Annotated in this window: 20 protein-coding genes; 13 read left to right on the plus strand and 7 right to left on the minus strand. The window is 67.2% G+C overall.

What is annotated here, in order from left to right:
* The first annotated feature begins 225 nt into the window (after positions 1–225).
* The 4 genes from AC1D14_RS07405 (at position 226) to AC1D14_RS07420 (ending at position 5,249) form a co-directional block, all read left to right on the plus strand.
* On the plus strand, positions 226–954 hold the full coding sequence (locus tag AC1D14_RS07405; protein WP_230118206.1) for a GntR family transcriptional regulator: 729 nt from the start codon (positions 226–228) through the stop codon (positions 952–954).
* A gap of 196 nt (positions 955–1,150) precedes the next feature.
* Positions 1,151–2,497, plus strand: a complete 1,347-nt coding sequence (locus AC1D14_RS07410; RefSeq protein ID WP_476968252.1) for an L-fuconate dehydratase — start codon at positions 1,151–1,153, stop codon at positions 2,495–2,497.
* A complete protein-coding gene (locus AC1D14_RS07415) occupies positions 2,494–4,041 on the plus strand; it encodes an aldehyde dehydrogenase (NADP(+)) (RefSeq protein ID WP_476968253.1) in 1,548 nt (515 codons plus the stop codon). Before AC1D14_RS07410 ends, AC1D14_RS07415 begins: the two co-directional genes overlap by 4 nt.
* 5 nt (positions 4,042–4,046) lie before the next feature.
* Entirely contained in the window at positions 4,047–5,249 is a 1,203-nt protein-coding gene (locus tag AC1D14_RS07420; RefSeq protein WP_476882091.1) for a fumarylacetoacetate hydrolase family protein, read from the plus strand.
* A 99-nt stretch (positions 5,250–5,348) separates the two neighbouring features.
* Here the strand turns inward: AC1D14_RS07420 and AC1D14_RS07425 are convergent, their stop codons facing one another.
* From AC1D14_RS07425 to AC1D14_RS07435, 3 genes are all read right to left on the minus strand, one after another.
* A complete protein-coding gene (locus AC1D14_RS07425; protein WP_476882073.1) occupies positions 5,349–5,816 on the minus strand; it encodes an SRPBCC family protein in 468 nt (155 codons plus the stop codon).
* 193 nt (positions 5,817–6,009) lie between these two features.
* The gene (locus AC1D14_RS07430; protein ID WP_476968254.1) at positions 6,010–6,474 is read right to left on the minus strand and encodes a hypothetical protein; all 465 of its coding nucleotides are present in this window, start codon (positions 6,472–6,474) and stop codon (positions 6,010–6,012) included.
* Between the two features lie 84 nt (positions 6,475–6,558).
* The gene (locus tag AC1D14_RS07435) at positions 6,559–7,239 is read right to left on the minus strand and encodes a hypothetical protein (RefSeq protein WP_476882072.1); all 681 of its coding nucleotides are present in this window, start codon (positions 7,237–7,239) and stop codon (positions 6,559–6,561) included.
* Positions 7,240–7,392: 153 nt separating this feature from the next.
* Here AC1D14_RS07435 and AC1D14_RS07440 point away from each other — a divergent pair, with 153 nt between their 5' ends.
* The 4 genes from AC1D14_RS07440 to AC1D14_RS07455 all read left to right on the plus strand — a co-directional run bounded on the left by AC1D14_RS07440 (position 7,393) and on the right by AC1D14_RS07455 (position 11,188).
* Positions 7,393–7,770 (plus strand): VOC family protein, encoded by a 378-nt coding sequence (locus AC1D14_RS07440; protein WP_230118199.1) that lies wholly within the window; start codon positions 7,393–7,395, stop codon positions 7,768–7,770.
* 63 nt (positions 7,771–7,833) lie between these two features.
* Positions 7,834–8,868: a PHP domain-containing protein gene (locus AC1D14_RS07445; RefSeq protein ID WP_230118198.1), complete on the plus strand. Its 1,035-nt coding sequence runs from the start codon at positions 7,834–7,836 to the stop codon at positions 8,866–8,868.
* 134 nt (positions 8,869–9,002) lie between these two features.
* On the plus strand, positions 9,003–10,385 hold the full coding sequence (locus tag AC1D14_RS07450; protein WP_230118197.1) for an MFS transporter: 1,383 nt from the start codon (positions 9,003–9,005) through the stop codon (positions 10,383–10,385).
* 26 nt (positions 10,386–10,411) lie between these two features.
* Positions 10,412–11,188, plus strand: a complete 777-nt coding sequence (locus AC1D14_RS07455; RefSeq protein WP_476968255.1) for an SDR family NAD(P)-dependent oxidoreductase — start codon at positions 10,412–10,414, stop codon at positions 11,186–11,188.
* 44 nt (positions 11,189–11,232) lie between these two features.
* Here AC1D14_RS07455 and AC1D14_RS07460 read toward each other — a convergent pair whose 3' ends face one another.
* The 3 genes from AC1D14_RS07460 to AC1D14_RS07470 all read right to left on the minus strand — a co-directional run bounded on the left by AC1D14_RS07460 (position 11,233) and on the right by AC1D14_RS07470 (position 14,803).
* On the minus strand, positions 11,233–11,535 hold the full coding sequence (locus AC1D14_RS07460) for a DUF4193 domain-containing protein (protein WP_230118195.1): 303 nt from the start codon (positions 11,533–11,535) through the stop codon (positions 11,233–11,235).
* Positions 11,536–11,762: 227 nt separating this feature from the next.
* Entirely contained in the window at positions 11,763–14,063 is a 2,301-nt protein-coding gene (locus tag AC1D14_RS07465) for a fibronectin type III domain-containing protein (RefSeq protein ID WP_230118194.1), read from the minus strand.
* A 341-nt stretch (positions 14,064–14,404) separates the two neighbouring features.
* Positions 14,405–14,803, minus strand: a complete 399-nt coding sequence (locus AC1D14_RS07470) for a DUF5997 family protein (protein ID WP_230118193.1) — start codon at positions 14,801–14,803, stop codon at positions 14,405–14,407.
* Between the two features lie 136 nt (positions 14,804–14,939).
* On the opposite strand from AC1D14_RS07470, the gene AC1D14_RS07475 reads away from it, so the two are divergent.
* Positions 14,940–15,677: a LysR family substrate-binding domain-containing protein gene (locus AC1D14_RS07475; protein ID WP_476882071.1), complete on the plus strand. Its 738-nt coding sequence runs from the start codon at positions 14,940–14,942 to the stop codon at positions 15,675–15,677.
* A gap of 25 nt (positions 15,678–15,702) precedes the next feature.
* Here AC1D14_RS07475 and AC1D14_RS07480 read toward each other — a convergent pair whose 3' ends face one another.
* Positions 15,703–16,422, minus strand: a complete 720-nt coding sequence (locus tag AC1D14_RS07480) for a GntR family transcriptional regulator (RefSeq protein ID WP_230118191.1) — start codon at positions 16,420–16,422, stop codon at positions 15,703–15,705.
* 105 nt (positions 16,423–16,527) lie between these two features.
* On the opposite strand from AC1D14_RS07480, the gene AC1D14_RS07485 reads away from it, so the two are divergent.
* From AC1D14_RS07485 to AC1D14_RS07500, 4 genes are all read left to right on the plus strand, one after another.
* Positions 16,528–17,286 (plus strand): LamB/YcsF family protein, encoded by a 759-nt coding sequence (locus AC1D14_RS07485; RefSeq protein ID WP_476968256.1) that lies wholly within the window; start codon positions 16,528–16,530, stop codon positions 17,284–17,286.
* A 153-nt stretch (positions 17,287–17,439) separates the two neighbouring features.
* On the plus strand, positions 17,440–18,732 hold the full coding sequence (locus AC1D14_RS07490) for an MFS transporter (protein ID WP_230118242.1): 1,293 nt from the start codon (positions 17,440–17,442) through the stop codon (positions 18,730–18,732).
* A 45-nt stretch (positions 18,733–18,777) separates the two neighbouring features.
* Positions 18,778–20,487, plus strand: coding sequence for a 5-oxoprolinase subunit B/C family protein (locus AC1D14_RS07495; protein WP_230118189.1), 1,710 nt, complete (start codon positions 18,778–18,780; stop codon positions 20,485–20,487).
* Positions 20,487–22,286 carry an acetyl/propionyl/methylcrotonyl-CoA carboxylase subunit alpha gene (locus tag AC1D14_RS07500; protein ID WP_476882070.1) on the plus strand — a complete coding sequence of 600 codons (1,800 nt, stop codon included), beginning with the start codon at positions 20,487–20,489 and terminating at the stop codon, positions 22,284–22,286. Before AC1D14_RS07495 ends, AC1D14_RS07500 begins: the two co-directional genes overlap by 1 nt.
* Positions 22,287–22,292: the final 6 nt, after the last annotated feature.

Genomic DNA, 22,292 nt, shown 5'->3' on the forward strand with positions numbered 1-22,292 from the left:
GTCTCCTTCGACGTGAACATGGCTTCGGGTGCCTGAGGCACCGGCGGGAGGGAAGACGCCGAAGATGTCGGCGCCAAAATCATATAGGAATCTGGTTAATCATATAGATAATGTGATCCGGATCAAGTCCCGTTTCAGAAAAAAGCTTCTGGAGTCCTCGGCGGCCGGCTGTGGCTTATGATTCCCGAAGCGACTTCCGCCAGTTCTGAACCAAGAGGTAAACGCGTGCCCCCACGTCAACCGTCCGATGTTTCCCGAAGCAAGGCAGCCGTCACCGACGTCTATTCGTCCATGCGCGCCTCGATCCTGGAGGGTGAAATTGCGCCGGGAACGCGGATTAATATCGATGCCGTGGCGCGCAGCCTTGGGGTGTCCCAGACGCCGGTCCGCGAGGTCCTGCAGCGCCTCGAGGGTGACAATCTCGTGGTTTACAGCCCCGGCCGCGGGTACAGCACTACGCCACTGCTTGAGCTGGCGGAGCTGCGTTCACTGTTTGAGTTCCGGCTGCTGGTGGAGCCGTGGGCGGCGCGCTCGGCCGCCGTGGACCGGCTGGCCAACCCTGCCGCTGCCCTTGAGCAGGAGCTCGCGGGCTTCCGGAACACCATGAAGAGCAGCATGGACCTGCGCCAGGATCTGGTGGCCCATGACACGCGCTTCCACGACACCATCCTGGCGGCCTCGGGAAACCCCGTGGTGCGCCACGCGTTTGCGCAGACCCACTGCCACCTCCACACCTTCCGGCTCTACCCGGCCGACGTCGACGGTGCCATCACGGTGGCCGAACACTCGGCCGTCAGGGAGGCTATCGAGGCTTGCGAACCCGAGCGCGCCGAGGCTGCAATGGCCAGCCATATTCGCAATTCCTTCGAAAGGTTTGCGCAGGCCTTTCAGGGGCATGCCGAACTGTCGCCGCTGGAGGACAGTGGCCCGCCCCGTAAGAGGATCATCAGGTAAGCGGATCACCAGTTCAAAAAAGCCCCAGCCCGCAGGGCCGGGGCTTTTTCGCGCCCGAAAACCACCATCCCGCGCACGAAATCCGTCCGGCGCCGAACCCGGGGGCTTGATCGGGAACAGGATTCCTATATGATTATCGAAATTCATATAGGAAATCATGACCGCCCCTCCAGAACTGCCCCGAGAGAAGAGATCCATGCCTTCCATTACCTCCATCAAGACCCAAGACGTGCGGTTTCCGACGTCCCTGGAACTCGACGGCTCCGACGCGGTCAACGTTGACCCGGACTACTCCGCCGCGTACGTGGTCATCCGCACCGACGCGGGCGATGAAGGCCACGGCTTCGTGTTCAGCTGCGGCCGCGGCAACGAGATACTGACGGCCGCGATCGACGCCTACGCCCGCCTGCTGGTAGGCCGGGACATCGATGAACTGATCTATGACCTCGGCGGCGCGTCCAAGCGGCTCGTCCATGACTCCCAGCTCCGCTGGCTTGGGCCTGAGAAGGGCGTGACACAGATGGCGTGCGGCGCCCTGGTGAGCGCCTTGTGGGACATCCGCGCCCGCCGCGAGAACAAGCCGCTCTGGCTCCTGCTGAGCGAGATGGCCCCCGAAGAGCTCGTGGACGTGGTGGACTTCACCCACATCCGGGACGCCCTCAACCCCCAGCAGGCGCTGGACATCCTGCGCGCTGGCCAGGACGGAAAGGCCGCCCGCATTGCGGCGCTCATGGCTGACGGGTTCCCGGCCTACACCACCTCGCCGGGCTGGCTGGGCTACAGCGACGAGAAGCTGGTGCGTCTGAGCAAGGAAGCGGCTGCCGACGGCTTCTCAATGATCAAGCTCAAGGTGGGCGGCGACATCAACGATGACCGCCGACGCATGGCCCTGGCCCGCCAGGCAGTGGGCGACCTCCCGATAGCCATCGACGCCAACCAGCGGTGGGAAGTGTTCGAGGCCGTCGAATGGGTCAACCAGCTCGCGGAATTCAACCCGTACTGGATCGAAGAACCGACCAGCACGGACGACATCCTGGGCCACGCCGAAATTCGAAAGGGCGTTTCCCCGGTCCGCGTTGCCACCGGCGAGGCCGTGGCGAGCCGCATCGTGTTCAAGCAGCTCCTGCAGGCCGGCGCCATCGACGTCCTGCAGCTCGATTCCACCCGTGTGGGCGGCGTCAACGAAAACATTGCCAACCTCCTGCTCGCGGCCAAGTTCGGCGTCCCCGTCTGCCCGCACGCCGGCGGCGTGGGCCTCTGCGAGTTGGTCCAGCACTTCTCCTTCTTCGATTACGCCGCTGTCAGCGGCAGCCAGGAGGGCCGCATGATCGAATACGTCGACCACCTTCACGAACACTTCGCCGAGCCCGTCCGGATCGTCAACGGCCGCTACGCCGCGCCGAAGCTGCCGGGCACGGGAGCCGAAATGTTTGCCGCCTCCCGCGTCCGCTGGGAATTCCCGGCCGGCGCGGGCTGGCAGGAAGTGGGCAACCGCGCCGCGGTCACGGGCGCATCCCTGGCCCCTGCCGGAGCTGGCCGATGACGGCCGCGGCGGCTACCGCCGTCGAACCGACTACCGCCGTTGAACCGGCTGCCTCGGGCGAGGCCACCGACGTCGACCGGCTCAACACAGCCGTCGAGGCGGCGCAGGCCGCCTTTGAAAAAGGCCGCACGGCGGATCCCGCCACGCGCTCCGGATGGCTCGAGGCCGTCGCGGCCGGCCTGGAGCGGGACGCGACGGAGCTCGTGGACATCGCCCGCCGGGAAACGCATCTGGGCGGACCGCGGCTGGAGGGCGAGCTGAAACGCACTGTCTTCCAGCTGCGGCTCTTCGCGGACGAAATCCGCCGGGGCGATCACTTTGACGCCACGATCGACCACGCGGATCCGGCCTGGGGCATGGGTCCGCGGCCGGACCTGCGCCGCTACAACGTTCCGCTCGGCGTCGTCGGAGTCTTCGGCGCCTCGAATTTCCCCTTCGCCTTCAGTGTCATGGGCGGCGACAGTGCGTCGGCGCTGGCAGCCGGCTGCGCCGTCGTGCACAAGGCGCATGACGCGCACCGGGAACTTGCTTCCCGCACCGCCGAAACAGTGGCTGCAGCGCTGGACGCCGCCGGGGCGCCGCCAGGCCTTTTCGCAGTCGTGACCGGACGGCAGGCCGGCGAAGCACTCGTGGACCACCCGCTGGTGAAGGCCATCGGCTTCACGGGCTCGACGGCGGGCGGCCGGGCGCTGTTCAACCGGGCCGCAGCGCGGCCCCAACCCATCCCCTTCTTCGGGGAGCTGGGCGGCATCAACGCCGTTTTCGTCACCCGCAGCGCCTGGGCAGCGCGCCGACAGGAAATCCTCACCGGCTTTGCCGGCTCCTTCACCCTGGGAATGGGCCAGTTCTGCACAAAGCCCGGGCTCCTGTTCGTCCCCGCCGGGCACGCGGCGGACGCCGGTGCCGAACTCCGGAAGGCTCTCGCGGAGTTCGCGCCGTCGCAGCTGCTCAGTCAGCGGCTGCACGGCGGTTACGTCGACGCGGTCCGGGCGCTCCGGGAGGCGGAGGGCGTGGATGTCCTCGTCGAAGGCGACTTCGCCGAGGCGCCCGCCCCCACCGTCCTGCACACCACCGCCGACGCAGTGCGCAAGGAGCCGGACATCCTGCGCCAGGAGATGTTCGGCCCGGCAAGCCTGGTGGTCGAATACGGTGACGAGTCGCAACTGGCCGGGCTGGCTGAACTGTTGGAGGGCCAGCTGACCACCACGCTGCAGGCCGAAGAGGACGACGACGTCACAGAGCTCGCAGCCCGGCTGAGCGACATCAGCGGCCGCGTCCTCTGGAACGGCTGGCCCACCGGCGTCACAGTCAGTTACGCCCAGCACCACGGCGGGCCGTACCCGGCCGCGACGTCTTCCACCACCTCCGTGGGAACGGCGGCCATCCGCCGCTTCCTGCGGCCGGTGGCGTACCAGTCGTTCCCCGCCGCGCGCCTGCCGGAACCGCTGCAGGACAGCAACCCCTGTGGCGTTCCGCAAAGGGTGGACGGCGTGTGGCACCATCCGACTGCGGCCGGCCGTTCACCAGAGGCGGGTCGGCTGTGAGCGCCCTGCCGCTCGACGCGTCAGCGTCAGTCCTGCCCGAGGACGCGGAGCAGGCCCTGCTCATCGGCCGTGTCTGGGACGTCGAAACGGGCGGCCCGCGCGTGGCGGCGGTCAGTGGTGAGTCGGTGTTCGACCTGCAGGACGTTGCCTGCACGGTTTCGGAACTTCTCGAGCTGCCGGACCCGGCCGCCACGGTGCGCGCCGCCATGCTGGACCCGGAACGGAGCCAACCGCGGTGGGCGACGTCAGACGTCCTGAGGGCCACTCTGGCAGGGGACACCAGCCGGCCGCACCTGCTGGCGCCGGTTGACCTGCAGGTCATCAAGGCCTGCGGCGTAACGTTCGTGGACAGCATGATCGAGCGGGTGATCGAGGAGCGCTGCGCCGGCGACGCCGGGCGGGCGGACGAAATGCGGGAGCTCGTTGGCAAGGCCCTCGGCGGCAGCATCGGTGCGGTCCGTCCCGGCTCCCCGGAGGCGGCCGAGGCCAAGCGGGTCCTGATCGCCGAGGGACTCTGGTCCCAGTACCTGGAAGTGGGCATCGGTCCGGACCCGGAGGTCTTCACCAAGGCGCCGGTGCTGTCCTCGGTGGGGCTCGGCGCGGGCATCGGCATCCCGGCGTTCTCCTCGTGGAACAACCCGGAGCCGGAGCTGGTCCTGATTGCCATGTCACAAGGCAAAGTGGTGGGCGCGACGCTCGGCAACGACGTCAACCTCCGCGACGTGGAAGGCCGCAGCGCCCTGCTGCTGGGCAAGGCGAAGGACAACAACGCCTCCAGTGCCCTGGGACCGCTGATCCGGCTGTTCGACGACAGCTTCACACTGAACACTTTGAGGGAGGAAGAGATCCTGCTGCGCGTCGATGGCCCGGACGGCTACCGGCTGGAGGGCCGCAACACAGTGGCGAGGATCAGCCGGCCCTTCGAGGAGCTCGTGGCGGCTACCCACGGAAGGCACCACCAGTACCCGGACGGCTTCGCCCTGTTCACCGGCACGCTGTTCGCGCCCACTCAGGACCGGGATCAACCGGGGCAGGGCTTCACGCACAAGCACGGCGATGTGGTGACTATCCGCAGCCGCCACCTCGGTGCCCTGATTAACTGTGTAGGTGCTTCCGAGGACCTGCCGGAATGGACGTTCGGCCTGCGGCAGCTGTTCGGCTACCTTGAGGCGCAGAGCCGCCAGCCGGCAGGATCCGCCGGGCGCTAGCCTGATCCGGACAGGCCGGACAGCCGGGCAGGGGAGTAAGCGCCCCTGCCCGGCTCCGGCACGCTGGCTCAGATTTTGGGGCCCGGGTGTCGCGCCGTCTCAGGCGTTGTGCGACGCCGCGGCGGAGGACAGCGAGGCCAGTCCCTTTTCGAAGTCGCCGCCCACCATCTTGTCCATGTTCATGAACAACGCAAAAACCTTGCCGATGCCCTTGTTCTCGCCGTTCATGGTCCAGGTGACGCGCGTGCCGTTGCCTTCGGGGACGAACGTGAAGTTGGTGGGGTTGACGGCGGCGAACGGCTTGGTGAATTCCAGCCGGATGTTGATGCTGTCCAGTTCCTGGGCGCCGACGATCTCCATGGTGCCGGAGCCCGCCTTGCGGTTGCCGCTCCAGGCGTACTTTGCGCCGACACCGGCTTCCGGGCCCGAGTAGGTGCGGCTCATGGTGGGGTCCACGGATTCCCACGGGGACCATTTGGTCCATTCGCGGAAACTGTTGACCAGCGGGAAAACGTCCTTGGCAGGGGCGGGAATGAGGGCGCTGCGTGTGACCGTATAGGTTGACATGGCCCCATCCTAAGGCCGGGTTCGGGGCATCGGGAGGAAGGTCTGGCCCGGCGGTTCCCAGCACGCCACCGTGTGGGAGCCTTGCCGAGACAAAGGATGCGGACACCGACCCTCACTGACAGCAACGCGGGGCCACATGCCGCGCAATAAACGGCCCGGATTGGGCCGGAGTGACCCCGCGCTGCAGCATGGGCTAGCTGTTGGCGGCCGCGTCGTCGTAGCCCTGCTGGGTGCCGTTGCCCCGGCCACCACCGCCCGGGCCGCCCATGCCCTCCTCGGTGCCCGTCACCTTGAAGCTGGCGTCCAGCAAGACGGTGGCCCGGGTGCCGTCCGCCTTGGTGATGTGGGCTTCGTACGTGGCGCCGTCGGCGTCGGTTTCCATTCGCTCGATGGTCGCGTCGGGCTGGGCAGCCTTGACGGCGGCCTCGACCTTGGCGGCGGCGTCGCCAGTCAGGACTTCCTCGGTCTTGCCGTTGGCCTGATGCGGCCCGCGGGTCCCGCCGTCTGTCCCGGCAGCGCCGTAGCCCTGCGTTGTGGACGACGCCGCCGACGACGTGCCGCTGTCGGCCATTGCCGGGAGTGCGGCGGCGCCGATCGCACCGCCTCCGGCTGCCGCGGCCAGGATGATGCCGGCCGTCACCTTGTTGATCTTGGACATGTGAATCTCCTATTCTCCGGACCCGGGCGAACGGGCCGGCCGCCTCTGCGGCCTGGGAAAATACTCTGATTCAGGCTTGTGTCCCTACTTCGCGGCCGCTGTGCCAGGCCTGTGAATGCCCGCCGCCAGTAACTTTGTGGTTCCCGCCGCTACTTCGGCGCCTGCTGCGATGTGTGCGCCTGCCGCGATTTCTGCCCCTGCTGCAATTTCAGCACAGCGCAGCGCGTCCTCCAGCCGTGCCACGGCGGGCGCGTAGCCAGGGCCAGCCAGCGTCCGCAGCAGCTCCGTTTCCCGCATCGCCTTGATGAATGCGGCGGTTTCCGGCCGTGCCACGTCCGCCATGTCAGGGAAGTCGATGGCCAGCGCCGGATCCAGTTCGTACCGCTGCCAGCGCTTCAGGACAGCATCGTGGAGATCTACGGCGGCCCGGCGGGCAGGCAAATCCTCCCGCTGGCGGCGCCGGGAGGCATACCAGCCCAGAATCTGCGGGCTGCTGCGGTACGCGGCAACGCCGCTGGCGCCGGTGACGGCGGCCAACGCCAGTCCAGCGAGCGGTGATGTCACCGCCGGGATCAGAAGGGCCGGAATTATCACGGCTGCCCCGCAGAAAAGGTCCCAGAACAGCGGGTCTGAACTGTCGCCGTCGGGCCTTCCGGCATGGTGCCGTACGGCGAAGACGGTGCAGGAAGCGGCGGCCACCAGCACCGCACCCCAGAAGACAAGCTGCAGCGCCCCAATCAGGACGGCTTCCGTTACGGCGGGCACTCCACCACCTCCAAGCAACGGGGCCCGGTAATTCGGGCTCCACTACAATTGCATCCCCTGCGGCCCCGGTGGTCAATGGGTCGCCGGGCCGCGCCAGCGACTGGCCGTGGCAAACGGTTTGCAGCGGGCGGCGCTCGGCGTAGCCTTGGCGGCATGCGACTCAAAATGTGCAGCATCCACGTCCAGGATCCGGCAGCGGCCCACTCGTTTTATACCGAGACCCTCGGCTTCGAGACCCTCATGGCCATGCCGGAACACAACCTGTTCATCGTTAAGGATCCGGGTGCCGCGGGCGGCGCGGGGCTGCTGCTGGAGCCGAGCGATAATCCAATCGCGGCCGCTTACATGACCGGACTTCACGACGCCGGGATCCCGGCGATCGTCTTCGGCGTCCCCGACGTGAAGGCCGAGCATGGGCGGCTCACCGCCGCGGGCGTCCGGTTCCAAGGCGAACCGTCGGAAGACCCCTTCGGGATCTCGGCCGTGTTCGACGACGGCTGTGGCAACTTCGTCCAGCTCCACCAGGACTGAAGGCCGTTCGCCGCAAGACCGCTGGCTTAACAAGACCGCTGGCTTAAAAGGTGGGAGACCTGAATGGACGCCGTTGACGCCTTGAATGAGATCGCGTTCTGGCTGGAACGCAGCGCCGCGCCAACGTTTAAGGTCCAGGCCTTCCGGAAAGCCGCCGGCATCATTGGCGACATCGCCCCTGAGGAGCTGACGGAGCGGGCACAGGACGGCCGGCTGAAGCGGACCAAGGGGATCGGGGACACGACGTTCCAGGTAATCCGGCAGGCGGTCGACGGTGGAGTGCCGGATTACCTGGAAAAGCTGAGGCAGAGCGGCGCGGAACCTCTCGCCGCCGGCGGCAAGGGGCTGCGACCTCTGCTGCGGGGAGACCTGCACAGCCACAGCGACTGGTCCGACGGCGGATCGCCCATTGGCCTCATGGCGGATGCCGCCCGCACCCTCGGCCGCGAGTACCTTGCCCTGACGGACCACTCGCCGACCCTGAAGATTGCGAACGGGTTGAGTGCCGAGCGGCTCAGCGAACAGCTCGAGGTTGTGGCCGCCGTTAACAAGGTCCACGCCGGTCCGGGGCCCGGCGGGTTCAGGCTGCTGGCTGGAATCGAGGTGGACATCCTCGAAAACGGCGAGCTGGACCAGTCTCCGGAGATGCTGGACCGGCTCGATGTGGTGGTGGCCAGCGTGCACTCAAAGCTCCGCGCGGACCGGAGCACCATGACGGACAGGATGCTCGGCGGCATCGGGGACCCGCACACCAACGTGCTGGGGCACTGTACCGGGCGCCTGCTGCAGGGCTCGCGCGGCACCCGTCCGGAGTCGGAATTCGACGCCGAACGCGTGTTTGCGGCGTGCGCGGAAGCCGGCGTCGCCGTCGAAATCAATGCCCGGCCCGAGCGCCAGGATCCGCCCGACAACCTCATGCAGCTGGCCCTCGATGCGGGGTGCCTCTTCAGCATCGACAGCGATGCGCACGCGCCCGGCCAGCTGGACTTTCTGCAGTACGGAGCCGAGCGGGCGGAACTGAACGGGGTGCCGGCGGACCGGATCATCACCACGTGGCCGCTGGAGCGGCTGCTGGAGTGGCTGAAATCGGGGACATAAGACATCTGGCCACGTGGTCGCATTCCATCACCGCGGCACCAACTAAGCGTGGTGACTATTACGTTGCAGAGTGGTAAACCTTAATTGTTCCGCTGAGGAACCCCGGCGGGCCCGTTCTCACTGCGAGGTGCACCATGACTTCCATGAATCCTGCCAATCATCTCGACGAACTGGGCCACAGAACACTGCGCAGGGTACGCGGGCGCATCATGCCGCTCATCGTCCTGCTCTATTTCGTGGCTTACCTGGACCGGAACAACGTGGGCTTCGCCAAGCTGACCATGAGCGAGGACATCGGGCTGAGTGCTTCAGCGTACGGGCTCGGTGCAGGCATCTTCTTCCTCGGCTATGCGTTGCTGGAAATTCCCAGCAACGGCGGCATGTACAGATTCGGCGCCCGAAAGTGGATAGCCCGGATCCTGATCTCCTGGGGCGTCTTTGCCACCGCCATGGCCCTGGTGAACGGGGAAACCACGTTCTACGTCGTCCGCTTCCTGCTGGGCGCGGCCGAGGCCGGATTCTTCCCGGCCATCCTCTTCTACCTGACCCTGTGGTTCCCGGCCGCCCAGCGCGTCACGGTCCTGGGTATCTTCATCCTGGCGCAGCCGGTCTCCAACGCCCTGGGCGCCCCTGTGTCGGGCCTGCTCCTCCAGATGGAAGGCATTGCGGGCCTGCACGGCTGGCAGTGGCTCTACATCATTGAAGGCATTCCGGCCATCCTGCTCGGCCTGCTCACCCCGATCCTCATGACGGACCGCCCGGGCCATGCGAAGTGGCTGCCGGCGGAGGAGCGCGAATGGCTGACCAAGACCATGGACGAGGAGCTCGCCCACAAGCAGAAGGGCCAGCCGCACCACTTCCTGGCCGGCCTCAAGGACCCCCGGACGATTGCGTACTCCGCGCTGTACTTCGGCCTGGTCTGCGGAATCTACGGCCTCGGTCTGTGGATGCCCACCATCGTTGCCGCCCTGGGCAAGTTCAGCACCACCCAGGTCGGTTTCATCGTGGCGATCCCGTACACGATTGCGGCGGTTTTTGTGTACTTCTGGGGCAGGCGCTCCGACCGGACGGGTAACCGCGTGCTGCACGCCAGCATCAGCATGGTCCTCGCTGCCGTAGGTCTCCTGGCTGCCGGCTTCCTGGTGCAGGTGAACGCTATTCTCGCCCTGATGGCGCTGACCCTGGCGGCCATGGGCATCTACTCGGCCATTGCCCCGTTCCTGGCGATGCCTTCCACGGCCTTGGTGGGAGCCGCGGCCGCCGCCGGTCTTGCCATGGTGAATTCACTGGGGAACCTGGGCGGTTTCGTGGCTCCCTACGCGGTGGGGCTGTTCAACGACGCCACGGGCGACAACCGCTCAGGCCTCGTGTTCCTGTCGGCGGTCCTGGCCATCACGGCAGTTGCCACCTATCTCTACGGACGCAGGCGGCCGGAAGGTCATGTGAAGCCCGGTACCCGTGCAGCCGTCGGTGAGGAAGCGGTTGCTGCCGACGAGTTCGACGACACCAAGTACTGACAACAGGCGACGAGAGGCTAAGGGACATGACGCATCACGAAACGTTGCCGGCCGAGCGAACCGCGGTGCTGACCGGCGCCGCGTCTCCGCGCGGCATCGGACGGGCGACGGCGGAAATGCTTGCCAGCCAGGGGTGGTCGGTGGCGATCCTGGATATCGACGGCGACGCGGCGCGGCTGGCGGCAGAGGAAATCACCGCCGTCTACGGCGTCAAGGCCACGGGGGCGGGCGCGGACGTCTCCGACCCGGCGGCCGTCAACGCCGCCATCGACGAGATCGAGTCCAGCATGCCGCCGATCGTTGGCCTGGCCAACCTTGCCGGCATCAGTTCGCCCACGGAATTCATGGATGAGACGCTCGAGGCGTGGGAGCGCGTGTTCAAGATCAACATGACCGGCACGTTCCTGGTTACCCAGCGTGTGCTCAGGGGCATGATCGAGCGCAAGCTCGGCAGAGTTGTCAGCGTCTCCTCCATTTCGGCCCAGCGTGGTGGAGGCACCTACTCCAAGGTGGCGTACAGCGCCTCGAAGGCGGCCATCATCGGCTTCACCCGAGCCCTGGCCCGGGAAATGGGCCAGCACGGCATCACCGTCAACTGCGTCGCTCCGGGGCCGGTGGACACGGACATCATGGGCGGAACGCTGACGGATGAACGCAAGGCCGCCATGTCCGCCGACATTCTGATGGGCCGGGTTGGCACCGTGCGGGACATCGCCGCGCTCTTGGTGTTCCTGATGGGCGAGGACGCCGGCTACATCACGGCAGCGACGTATGACATCAACGGAGGGCTGCAGATTTCCTGAGGGTTCCGGGCCCAACGATCAGGACCGGGTGAACAACGGGCGTCCTACCCTTCGCACTCCGAGCAGTACTTTTTTCCGTCTTTTTCCCGCGCGAGCTGGCTGCGGTGATGGACCAGGAAGCAGGACATGCACGTGAACTCGTCCTCCTGCACCGGGATGACCTGGATGAGCAGCTCTTCGTGGGAGAGGTCGGCCCCGGGAAGGTCGATGCCTTCTGCGGTGTCGGCTTCCTCGACGTCCAGCAGGGCTGTCTGGGATCCGCCGCGCTGGGACTGCATCGCTTCGATCGATTCGGTCCCCGGCTGATCCTCTTGATTGACGCGCGGTGCGTCGTAGTCGGTTGCCATGGTGGTTTCACTCCTTCGCATGGGGGCCGGATTGGCGCCCATTCGCAGGCATCAACTCTACTGCCCTGCCAAGTATTCCCGGGGAGAGCCGGCGCCTGAAGTACAACTTACGGAGCGCACAAAAGTCCGGTGGCTACCGGCGCATTGCCGGCAGCCACCGGACTGGGTGGCGGAGCTGCCTGAAACTCTGCAGCCTCTCCGCGATTGTTGGTGATGTCCGACGTGGCCTAGCGGTTCACGACGGTGGCTGGCCCGGCCGTTCCACCTACGGTGGACTCAATCCAGACTCTGCCGGGGTTGCTGGCTCCGGCTGCGGCGTTGCGTAGCCGGAGGTTGTAGTCGCCACCGGTCGCCGGTGCGGCCGCCGCAGTGACGGCTACCTGGCCCAGCACGGGGCCGGTTGGGCTTCCGGAGTGGATGGTAATGACGCCGCCGACCACACTGCTGGTGCCGCTGATCCTGAGATCGCCTGCCCTCCACTGTGCGATACCGATCGTTACCGTGTCCGCTACCGGTGTCACGGTGACCTCGTCTGTCCGGACCGTGGTGCCAACCGTGACCGTCAGCCTGAAAGTGAGCGGACTGTTCGTCATCGGTGATTTGAAGACCGGCAGACTGAACGTCGGCTTCAGCGTGGTGCCGCCGGTAATCGTCACCTGGTTCGGATCAGTTGCCCCGGAAAGTACCTGTTCCCATTCGTACTTGGCGCCCGTTGTGGTGGATCCGGTGCCGTCCAGTGCCACGGTGGTGGCTGTGGTGCGGCGGGCGACGCTCTGGTCCGGGCCGGCGATGGCCACGACGGCGCCTTGGGCGGTCGCGGACGCGGTCTTGGCCGATTCGGGACTGGTGCCGTTGATGTTGCTGGCCCTGATGGTGAACTGGTAGGCGGTGTCGCCGGCGAGTCCGTCATAGACCAGGGACGTGGCCGTGCCGGGAGCCGTCTTGGGGGCGCCGAACGCGGTGCCGTCAGCTGTGTAGGCCTGGATCGTGTACCCGGTGATGGTCAGGCCGGGCGCGCCCGCGTCCGGTGCGGTCCAGGTCAGGCTTGCCGTACCCTGGCCCACGACGGGTGCTCCTGAGAAGGCCGGGGCGGCCGGTACGGGGTCGTTGGTGATGGAGAAGTTCAGTGTGCCGGCCTGGGACACGTTGCCCGAGGGGTCGATGGCGGCGAACTTGAGTGTGCCGGTCTGGGCGATGTTAACCGGGCCGGTGTAAAGGGTTGCGGCATCGGAAGTGACGCCGCCGGGGAGGACGGGTTCTGTTCCGTTGGTGGTGAAGAAGATGCTGCTTCCGGCCTCGCTGGCGGTCAGGGTGACGTTCTGGGCCGTGGAGAAAGTGCCTCCGCTGGGCGTGGCCGTCACTGTCGGGGCGGTGGTGTCAGTTTGCGGGATGGCGTGGACCCCGGGGAAGGTGTCTCCGGTGCTGCTTTCGGCCACGACGTAGACGTCGTAGTTCTCTCCGGCAGCCAGTCCGGTGATGGTGGTGCCGGAGGCTGCCTGGCCGGTGATGCGCTTGCCAATTTCTACTTGTTCGTTGGCGGTCACGGTCTGGGCGACCGCGGTTGCCCGGTAGCCAGTGATGGCCGGTGTGCCCGGGATAGCTACAGCGGGGGTCCAGGTCAGTTTGAGTCCGCCGGACACTTTCGCGGCAGAGACGCTGGTTGGCCCTGGAGGGCCGGACTGGAGGGGACCGTTGGGGCACCCGCCCATGCCCGGGCCGCCGGGTTCGCCGAACTCGGCGATGGTCACGCCCTGTCGGTTGGCCGCGGCGTCCTCCAGTTCCCAAGCCATGGCGCGCTCACCGAGTCCGGCGTTCGCGGCGATCTCGGCGTTGGCGGGGTCATCGAAAACGTAGGTTGCGGTGAAGGTGTTGGGACCGTCGACATCGAATTCAAGGCTGGAGGAGTAGCCGCCCTTGGGGGCCGCGGTGAGGAGGCCGGGGACGGCGCGAATATCGCGGCGGGCGATCGTGGTGGCGGTCAGGGCCGGCTCAATGATGCGCTGTTCCATTTGAGCCCGGTTGACGCCGGTGCCTACGTGTCCTTTGACCGTAACAGTGCTGCCGCTGAGGATCGAGTCGGCGGTGACATAGGTGTCCAGGACGCGAGTGTCGCCGGCGGCCGTGGCGCCGAACTTGAGGGAGACGGTATCGCCCGGCTGGATATCGGGGGTAACGTTCAGCCCCGTACCGGCCCCCCAGCAGTACCCGCCGGGGTGGTTGACTTCAAAGGCAACGTCTCCGCCAGAGACCACGCCCTTCGCCGAACCAATGACGCCGACTCCTGCGCGGGTGACCTCCACGGTTGCTGTCTCGCCCTTGTGGCTCTGGTAACCCTCGACAGTAACGAAGTCGCGGTTGGGAAAGACCAGGAGGTTGTCGGGGAAGGTCGGCACGGCCGCGCTGGCGGCCGGGATGGTGAACATGGACGTTGCGCAGACCACGGCCGAAACGGTTGCAATGATTCCGGCCCTGCGGGTACCGGGAAGGCGTGAAGTGCGCGCTTCCGGCTCGTGTTGTGCTGATTTCATGATGACCTCATCGATCCGAGGTGCGCGATACCTTCACGCACAATCACAGAATCAATAGGCCGCCTTGGGGAAACGCTGTTCTTCGCGGGCATTTCGAGCGTCTCCCCCCGCCATTTCTGCGGCCCCCTTGGGCCCCCAAATGGTGGGGGAGCGGACCGGATGAGCGGGGCCGTTCGTCGCGGCGGCAGATGGTTTGGCCGCGCCCCGTCTGGCTTCTGTGGGCGGCAGGCCGGCTGGGGGGCAAGGCCCCCCAGCCGCGCTCGCGTCCCCTCGGGATGGGGGATCAGGAGTCCGGGTTATCGCAAGGGTTACGGCAGCTTTCGTGCTGCCGGAAGCTCCAGCTAGGCCTGGCGCGCCTTCTTGGCGTCTTTCTTGGAAGCCTCGTCTTTGACGCGCTGAGCCTCGGCGCGCACCGCGGCGTGGGTGGAGCGCTCGGCGACCAGCCACGCGGGGGGAGCCTGCAGCAGCGCGGTGATTTCCGCCGTCGTCAGGGCCTCTTCGACGCCGCCGCGGGCCAGTCCGCTGATCGAGACATTCAGCTTCTGCGCCACCACCGGGCGGGGGTGCGGGCCGTTGCGGCGCAGCTCGGCCAGCCACTCCGGCGGGTTCGCCTGGAGTTCTGCGAAATCGGCGCGCGTGATGGTTGAATCCTGGAACTCCTGGGGTGTTGCGGGCAGGTAGATGCCAAGCTTCTTGGCAACGGTGGCCGGCTTCATGGACTGGGAGTTAGCAGAGGTCATGCTTCAAGGGTATCTGGCTGCGTACCGGAAGGGGACCAACGGTGAACCGAGAGCGGGCACCGCGCGGGGCACTGGCGGTACTGAGCTCCGGCGGTACTGCACTGGCGGTACTGAGCGCGGGCGGTACTGTGAACGTGTGCCCGCTGAAGATGAATCCACATTAGCCCCCGCCCCGCCAGAACCCGGCCAGCGGGAGCTTCGCTTCGCGTACGTCGCCGGCGTCACGCCGGGAAAGTGGATCCGCCGCTGGGAAGAGCGGATGCCGCATGTTCCGTTGCGCGGCTTCATGTCCGACGGCGGCACGCAGCTTTCCGTGCTGCGCGACGGTTCTGCCGACCTCAGTTTTGTGCGGCTGCCCGTGGACCGCGAGGGCCTGAATGTCATTCCGCTGTATGAAGAACAGCCGGTGGTGGTGGCACCCAAGGGCCATGAGATCTCGGTGTTCGAGGAAGTGGCACTGGAGGACCTCGCGGAGGAGACCTTCCTCGACGCCGACGGGCTCGGCGGGCCGGAAGCTGCCCTGCAGGTGGTGGCGTCGGGGGCGGGCCTGCTCATCCTGCCCATGTCCGTGGCCAGGCACTTCAACGTCAAGGACACCGTGGCCCGCCGGCTCACAGGGGCGCCCGGCACCGAAATTGCCTTGGCGTGGCCCAGCGATGCCACGGACGAGGTGATTGAGGAGTTCATCGGCATTGTCCGCGGGCGCACAGCCCAGAGCTCCCGGCAGCCGTCCGCCCAGCAGGAGAAGCCGAAGAAGGAACCCAAGCCGGACCGCCGCGGCACCGGCGCCAAGAAGCCCAAGGTGGCCCAGCGCTACGCCCCCAACCCGGACAAGGGCCGCGGCCGCGGCTCGCGGAAAAAGGGCAAGCGCTAGCCAAGCACCTGCGCTCTCAGCGCTCTCAGACGCCGTGAATGGCGACCTGCTGGGCCTCGGACCGGTCAAGGTACGCCAGCATCAGCTCTGACGCGCGCTCACCGTCCCCGGCTTCCAACGCGGCGCAGATCTGCTCGTTGTCCTTCAGGTATCCGCTGTAGAACTCGGCGTCCACCGTGGCCTTGTGGAAGAACAGGCGCATCTCGGCGAGCACCTGGGACATGATTGTGTCCAGGCGCCGGCTTCCGGCCATGGCCACAATGGCGCGGTGGAAATGCTGGTTGGCGCTGCCGAGCCCCTCATTGTCATTCGCGGCCGCGGCTTTCTTGCCCTCTTCCACAGCGGCGCGCACGGCCGCAATCTGCTCCGTGGTGCCCCCGTTCCGGATGGTGCTTACCTCGATGGCGCGGCGGACGGTGTAGACGTCGTGGATGTCACCGGCGCCAAGACTCGCCACGAACACACCGCGGTTGGGATGCCGGACCAGGAGCCGCTCGCTGGCCAGCTCGGCGAAGGCCTCACGGACAGTGTTGCGTGAAACGCCTAGATCCTCGGCCAGCGCGGCTTCCGTGAGCCTGGCGCCAGGCAGCAGCAGCCCTTCGGCAAGTTGGTGCCGCAGCTCCTGGGCAACCCGCTCCGCCACCGAGGGCACGGCTACCCGAAGGCGTGCCCCGGCAAGCGATGCGCCGTTGCCTGCAGCGGCTGGGGCGGAGGCACTCCGGGCGTTGCGGGCTGGGCTCGTCATGCCTTGAATTTACACGATTGCCACATCGTTTAATCGTTGGATTGTTGAACAATTCCTCAAAGTGGTGCATCCTAGAACTCAGGCTTCTATGAGACGAGGATCACAATGACGAAGATCGACCTGAACAGCGACGTCGGAGAATCATTCGGGCGGTGGACCCTGGGCGATGACCAGGCGATGTTCCGCTCCGTCACGAGCGCCAACGTGGCCTGCGGCTTCCACGCCGGTGATCCCAGCGTTATTCGGAAGACCTGCCGGCAGGCGGCCGCCGCCGGCGTCGTCATCGGCGCACATGTGGGCTACCGCGATCTTGCCGGTTTTGGCCGCCGCTTTCTGGACATAGCGCCCAACGAGCTCGCGGACGACGTCGTCTACCAGATCGGCGCGCTGCAGGCGCTGGCCGCGGCGGAGGGCACGCGCGTCCAGTACGTTAAACCGCACGGCGGGCTCTACAACGCGATCGTCCACCACACGGCGCAGGCACAGGCCGTGGTCGACGCTGTGAAATCGGTGGACGCCCAGCTGCCCATTCTGGGGCTTCCCGGCTCGGAGGTGCTCCGCCTGGCGGAAGCCACCGGCCTGCGTGCCGTCCCGGAAGCCTTCGCCGACCGGGCATACAACCCGGACGGCACGCTCGTGTCCCGCTCCCTGCCAGGATCTGTCCTTGATGATCCCGCAGAAGTGGCGGAACATGTCCTACAGATGGCCACTGATTCCGCCGTCCGCACCGTGGACGGTTCCGTCCTGAAAATCCGCGCAGAAAGCATCTGTGTGCACGGCGATTCCCCCGGAGCCGTTGCCATGGCCACAGCCGTGAAGTCAGCCCTGACCGCAGCAGGCGTCACCGTCGCCGCCTTTGCCTGACCGCCCGGCCTGCCTGCCGCAGCATGGCCGAATAACCCTTCCAAGCACTCCAACACCCCAACCCCGGAGTATCTAATGACCGCCTCAAACCCATCACCGGCCGGGTCCACACCCGGAACGCCGTCCCCGGCAAAGAAGCCGCAAACCAAGAGGATGCCGCCCGGAGCACTCAAGGCCTACGTCGCCAGCCTCACCGGCACGTCCCTTGAGTACTACGACTTCGCCATCTATTCGGTGGCTTCCGCCCTCGTCTTCCCCAAGATCTTCTTCCCCGGCAATGACGAGTTCGTCGGGCTGCTCCTTTCCTTCTCGGCGTTCGCCGTCGGCTACCTCGCCCGCCCCATCGGCGGTGTGATCTTCGGCAGGCTCGGCGACAAGATCGGCCGCAAGCAAGTCCTGGTAGTTACCCTCATGCTGATCGGCGCAGCCACGGTGCTGATCGGTGCGCTGCCTGACTACTCGGTCATCGGCGTCGCCGCCCCTGTCATCCTGGTGCTGCTGCGACTGGCCCAGGGCATCGGCGTCGGCGGCGAATGGGGCGGAGCCGTCCTGCTCTCCAGCGAGTTCGGCGATGCCCACAAGCGCGGCTTCTGGTCTTCGGCCGCGCAGATCGGCCCGCCGGCCGGCAACCTGATGGCCAACGGAGTCCTGGCCGTGCTGGCAGCGACCCTCAGCAACGAGGCCTTCCTTTCCTGGGGCTGGCGCGTCGCCTTCCTGGCCTCCGCACTCCTCGTGGTCTTCGGCCTGCTCATCAGGCTCAAGCTCGAGGAAACCCCGGTCTTCAAGGCCATCCTTGCCCACGGTGAACAGCCCAAGGCCCCCATCAAGGAGGTCTTCACCAAGGAACCGCGTGCCCTGGTCGCGGCCGCCCTGTCCCGGGTCTGCCCCGATGTTCTCTACGCCCTCTTCACCGTCTTCGTGGCGGTCTACGCCACCAAGGAACTGGGCATGACCACCGGCAATGTCCTCGGCGCCATCCTGATCGGTTCCGCCTTCCAGCTGGTACTTATTCCCGCAGCCGGGGCCCTCACGGACCGCTTCAACCGCCGCCTCGTCTACGGAATTGCCGCAGTCGGAACCGCTGCTTACACCCCGCTGTTCTTCCTGATGATCCAGGGCAGGTCCGTCCTGATGCTCACCTTCGGCGTCGTGATCGGCCTGGCCTTCCACGCGTTCATGTACGGCCCGCAGGCGGCGTACATCACCGAGCAGTTCCCGGCCCGGCTGCGCTACGCCGGCAGCTCGCTGGCCTACACGCTGGCCGGAGTGATCGGCGGCGCCGTGGCACCGTTGATCTTCACCGCCCTCTACGCAGCGTCCGGCGACTGGCTACTGATCGCGGTGTACCTGCTGGTGGCGTCCGTGGTCACCGTCATCGGCCTGGCGCTCGGCCGGAACCCGCAGACGGCCGAGGAAGAACGGCTGCTGCAGGAATCGCGCGCCTAAGTGGCTCAGATCCCATTCACGGCACCGGCAACGATGGAAGCGGCTATGGAAACAGTGGCAGCACAAAAGGCGGCCGTTCAGAAGGTCAGGTCCGTGCGTGCGGTGGGGACCCGGGCGGTGCTCGCCGAACTCTCCGGCACCCGGGACGTCCTCGCCCTGCAGGCACTGCTTCTGGAGAACCCGCTGCCGGGCCAGCAGGACGTTCTGGCCGCGGCCGAGACGGTCCTGCTGACGGCGGATTCGCCGGCAGCTGCACGACGCATCGCCGCGCTGCTGCTGCAACTCGACCTCACCGCGCCGCCCCAGCGGGACGGCGACCTGGTGGTCATTGACACTGTGTACGACGGCGAAGACCTCACCGAAGTGGGGGAGCTGACCGGCCTCGGAGCGGACGGCGTGATAGCCGCTCACACCGGGCAGATCTGGACTGTGGCCTTCGCCGGCTTCGCCCCTGGCTTCGGCTACATGGTGGGGGAGAACCAGGTCCTCGAAGTGCCCCGCCGCAGCTCACCGCGCACCGCCGTTCCCGCCGGCTCGGTGGCCCTGGCCGGCAACTACTCCGCCGTGTACCCGCGCCGGTCCCCGGGCGGCTGGCAGCTCATCGGCCGCACCGGCGCGAAAATGTGGGACCTGGACCGTGAACAGCCCGCGCTGGCGAGCCCCGGCCACCGGGTGCAGTTCCGTGCCGTCCGGGACGCAGTAACACTGGCTGATGAAGCCGTTACCGTTGCCGCGGCGGAGCCGCAGGACGTTCCATCCGGCCTGCAGATCGTTTCTCCGGGACTTTACAGCCTGATCCAGGATCTCGGCCGCTACGGCCACTCCGCACTGGGGGTTTCCGCCGCCGGAGCGCTGGACCGGGCCTCGCTGCGGCGGGCCAACCGCCTCGTGGGGAACGCGCCGTCGGCCGCTGCCGTTGAGACTGTCGCCGGCGGACTCACGGTGACGGCCGTCGGGGACCAGGTCCTCGCCGTCGCCGGCGCGCCGTCGGAACTGACCGTTGACTCTGCTTCGGACGACTCTGCTTCAGACGAGGATTCCGGGACCGTCCGGCGCTCGGTTCCGGTAGCCACCCCCTTCGCCTTGCTCGACGGCGAGACCCTGACCATCGGCGCGCCGGAGAGTGGTTTCCGCAGCTACCTCGCCGTCCGCGGAGGAGTGGACGTAGCGCCCGTGCTGGGCAGCCGTTCCACCGACACCATGTCCGGCATCGGCCCGGCGCCGCTTGCCGCCGGCCAGGTCCTTGCCGCCGGTGGCGAGACCGAATCCGGCGTCGTCGGGACCCCCGAGCTGCAGCCGGAGTTCCCGGGCACCGGGGTGACCGTGCTCGACGTCGTCCCCGGACCGCGCGCCGACTGGTTCGATCAGGAGGCGCTGGCGTCTTTTGCCGGCCAGGAGTGGGAGGTGAAGCCGCAGTCCAACCGGGTGGGCATGCGCCTGAACGGCACGCCGCTGCAGCGCAGCCGCGCAGGCGAACTCCCCAGTGAGGGCACCGTTGCCGGAGCCCTTCAGGTCCCGCCGGAGGGCCTGCCCGTACTCTTCCTCGCCGACCATCCAATCACCGGCGGCTACCCGGTGATCGCCGTCGTGGTGGATCACCAGCTCGACATCGCAGCCCAGATCCCGATTGGCGGCAAGATCCGCTTCCGCTGGGCTCCTGCTAAAGACGTTCCAGCCCGCGTTTCCCCTTCCGCCGAGATCCCAGCCGCCGCAGCGGCCCCAGAAACCACTTCCGAACGAAAAGCGAGTAACTGATGCGCAAGGTCCTGATCGCCAACCGCGGAGAAATCGCCGTCCGGATTGCCCGGGCCTGCGACGACGCCCAACTGGGCTCCGTCGCCGTCTACGCGGACGTCGACGCTGACGCAGTGCACGTCGCCGCCGCGGACGAGGCGTACGCCTTGGGCGGGAACTCGCCCGCGGACACTTACCTGAACATCCCCAAGCTGCTCGCCGCTGCCGCCCAGTCCGGCGCGGACGCCATCCATCCCGGCTACGGCTTCCTCTCTGAGAACGCCGACTTCGCCCAGGCAGTCCTGGATGCCGGACTGACGTGGATCGGCCCGACGCCGGAGGCCATCTTGCTGCTTGGCAACAAGATCACCGCCCGGGAGACGGCCGTCCGCGCCGGTGCGCCGCTCGTGGCCGGCAGCGACGGTCCGGTGGACTCGGCCGCGGAAGCGCGCGCCTTTGCCGAAGAACACGGCCTGCCGATCGCCATCAAGGCAGCCTTCGGCGGCGGAGGGCGCGGCATGAAGGTGGTCCGCGCCCTGGACGAAGTGGAGGAAGCCTTCGACTCTGCGGTCCGGGAAGCCGTCGCCGCGTTCGGTCGGGGTGAATGCTTCGTGGAGCGCTACCTGGACCGTCCCCGCCACGTCGAGGCGCAGGTCCTGGCGGATACCCACGGCAACGTGGTCGTCGTAGGAACCCGCGACTGCTCCCTCCAGCGGCGGCACCAGAAGCTGGTAGAGGAGGCCCCTGCGCCGTTCCTCAGCGGTGACCAGCGGAAGCAGATTTACGACGCCGCCAAGGCAGTCTGCCGGGAAGCCGGCTATTCCGGCGCCGGGACAGTGGAATTCCTCGTGGCCACGGACGGCACCGTGGCGTTCCTCGAAGTCAACACCCGCCTGCAGGTGGAGCATCCGATCACCGAGGAAACTACCGGGATCGACCTGGTCCAGGAGCAGTTCCGGATCGCGGCGGGAGAACGCCTGCGTTACTCCGAGGACCCGGCACCGCGCGGCCATTCCTTTGAGTTCCGGCTCAACGCCGAGGATGTGGGCCGCGGCTTCCTGCCGTCACCCGGAACCATTGCCGAGTTCTCCGGTCCCACCGGTCCGGGCATCCGCCTGGACACCGGCGTCCGCTCCGGCTCGTTCGTCGCGCCGCAGTTCGACTCCCTGCTGGCCAAGCTGATCGTCACGGGCGCGGACCGCCAGCAGGCGCTGCGCCGGGCCCGCCGCGCTCTCGCGGAAATCCGCATCACCGGCGTGTCCACCGTGCTGCCGTTCCACCGGGCGGTCCTCGAGTCCCCGGACTTCACCTCCGAAACCGGCCTGGGCATTCATACCCGCTGGATAGAGACCGACTTCGCGGACCGGATCCCGGCCGATCCGGGCTACAGCACCACAGCGCCCGACGGCGAACGCCGCACCATCACCGTGGAGGTGGACGGCCGCCGCATGGCGGTGGGCCTGCCGGCGGATTTGTTGGACGGCTGGGCACTTTCTGCCCGGACACTGTCCGGTGGGGCACTGTCCGGTGGGGCGCTTCCGGCCGGGGTTTCGATTGGTTCGGGGTCCGGCGGCGGTGCTGACCGTTCGGGCACGGATGCCGCCGACCCTGGGGAGCTGCGCGCCGACATGGCCGGGACCGTGGTGAAGTGGCTCGTAGAGCCGGGCGACGAAGTTTCGGCGGGGGACGCCGTCGTCGTTCTTGAAGCGATGAAGATGGAAACCCGGATCGCGGCGCACCGCGACGGAACGGTGACCGGCATCCGTGCCGAAGCGGGCGGGGTGGTCACCGCGGGAGCGGTGCTGGCAATGATCGGGTAGCCGCAC

The sequence above is a fragment of the Arthrobacter sp. P1_B11 genome (genome assembly GCF_056406715.1).

Bases quoted from the DNA above. Each gene is read 5' to 3' on its own strand.
- AC1D14_RS07480 (WP_230118191.1), bottom strand. From the start codon at position 16,422: ATGACGAGCCCAGCCCGCAACGCCCGGAGTGCCTCCGCCCCAGCCGCT.
- AC1D14_RS07440 (WP_230118199.1), top strand. From the start codon at position 7,393: ATGCGACTCAAAATGTGCAGCATCCACGTCCAGGATCCGGCAGCGGCC.
- AC1D14_RS07410 (WP_476968252.1), top strand. From the start codon at position 1,151: ATGCCTTCCATTACCTCCATCAAGACCCAAGACGTGCGGTTTCCGACG.
- AC1D14_RS07500 (WP_476882070.1), top strand. From the start codon at position 20,487: ATGCGCAAGGTCCTGATCGCCAACCGCGGAGAAATCGCCGTCCGGATT.
- AC1D14_RS07450 (WP_230118197.1), top strand. From the start codon at position 9,003: ATGACTTCCATGAATCCTGCCAATCATCTCGACGAACTGGGCCACAGA.
- AC1D14_RS07465 (WP_230118194.1), bottom strand. From the start codon at position 14,063: ATGAAATCAGCACAACACGAGCCGGAAGCGCGCACTTCACGCCTTCCC.
- AC1D14_RS07470 (WP_230118193.1), bottom strand. From the start codon at position 14,803: ATGACCTCTGCTAACTCCCAGTCCATGAAGCCGGCCACCGTTGCCAAG.
- AC1D14_RS07490 (WP_230118242.1), top strand. From the start codon at position 17,440: ATGCCGCCCGGAGCACTCAAGGCCTACGTCGCCAGCCTCACCGGCACG.
- AC1D14_RS07460 (WP_230118195.1), bottom strand. From the start codon at position 11,535: ATGGCAACCGACTACGACGCACCGCGCGTCAATCAAGAGGATCAGCCG.
- AC1D14_RS07455 (WP_476968255.1), top strand. From the start codon at position 10,412: ATGACGCATCACGAAACGTTGCCGGCCGAGCGAACCGCGGTGCTGACC.
- AC1D14_RS07425 (WP_476882073.1), bottom strand. From the start codon at position 5,816: ATGTCAACCTATACGGTCACACGCAGCGCCCTCATTCCCGCCCCTGCC.
- AC1D14_RS07485 (WP_476968256.1), top strand. From the start codon at position 16,528: ATGACGAAGATCGACCTGAACAGCGACGTCGGAGAATCATTCGGGCGG.
- AC1D14_RS07415 (WP_476968253.1), top strand. From the start codon at position 2,494: ATGACGGCCGCGGCGGCTACCGCCGTCGAACCGACTACCGCCGTTGAA.
- AC1D14_RS07495 (WP_230118189.1), top strand. From the start codon at position 18,778: ATGGAAACAGTGGCAGCACAAAAGGCGGCCGTTCAGAAGGTCAGGTCC.
- AC1D14_RS07430 (WP_476968254.1), bottom strand. From the start codon at position 6,474: ATGTCCAAGATCAACAAGGTGACGGCCGGCATCATCCTGGCCGCGGCA.
- AC1D14_RS07445 (WP_230118198.1), top strand. From the start codon at position 7,834: ATGGACGCCGTTGACGCCTTGAATGAGATCGCGTTCTGGCTGGAACGC.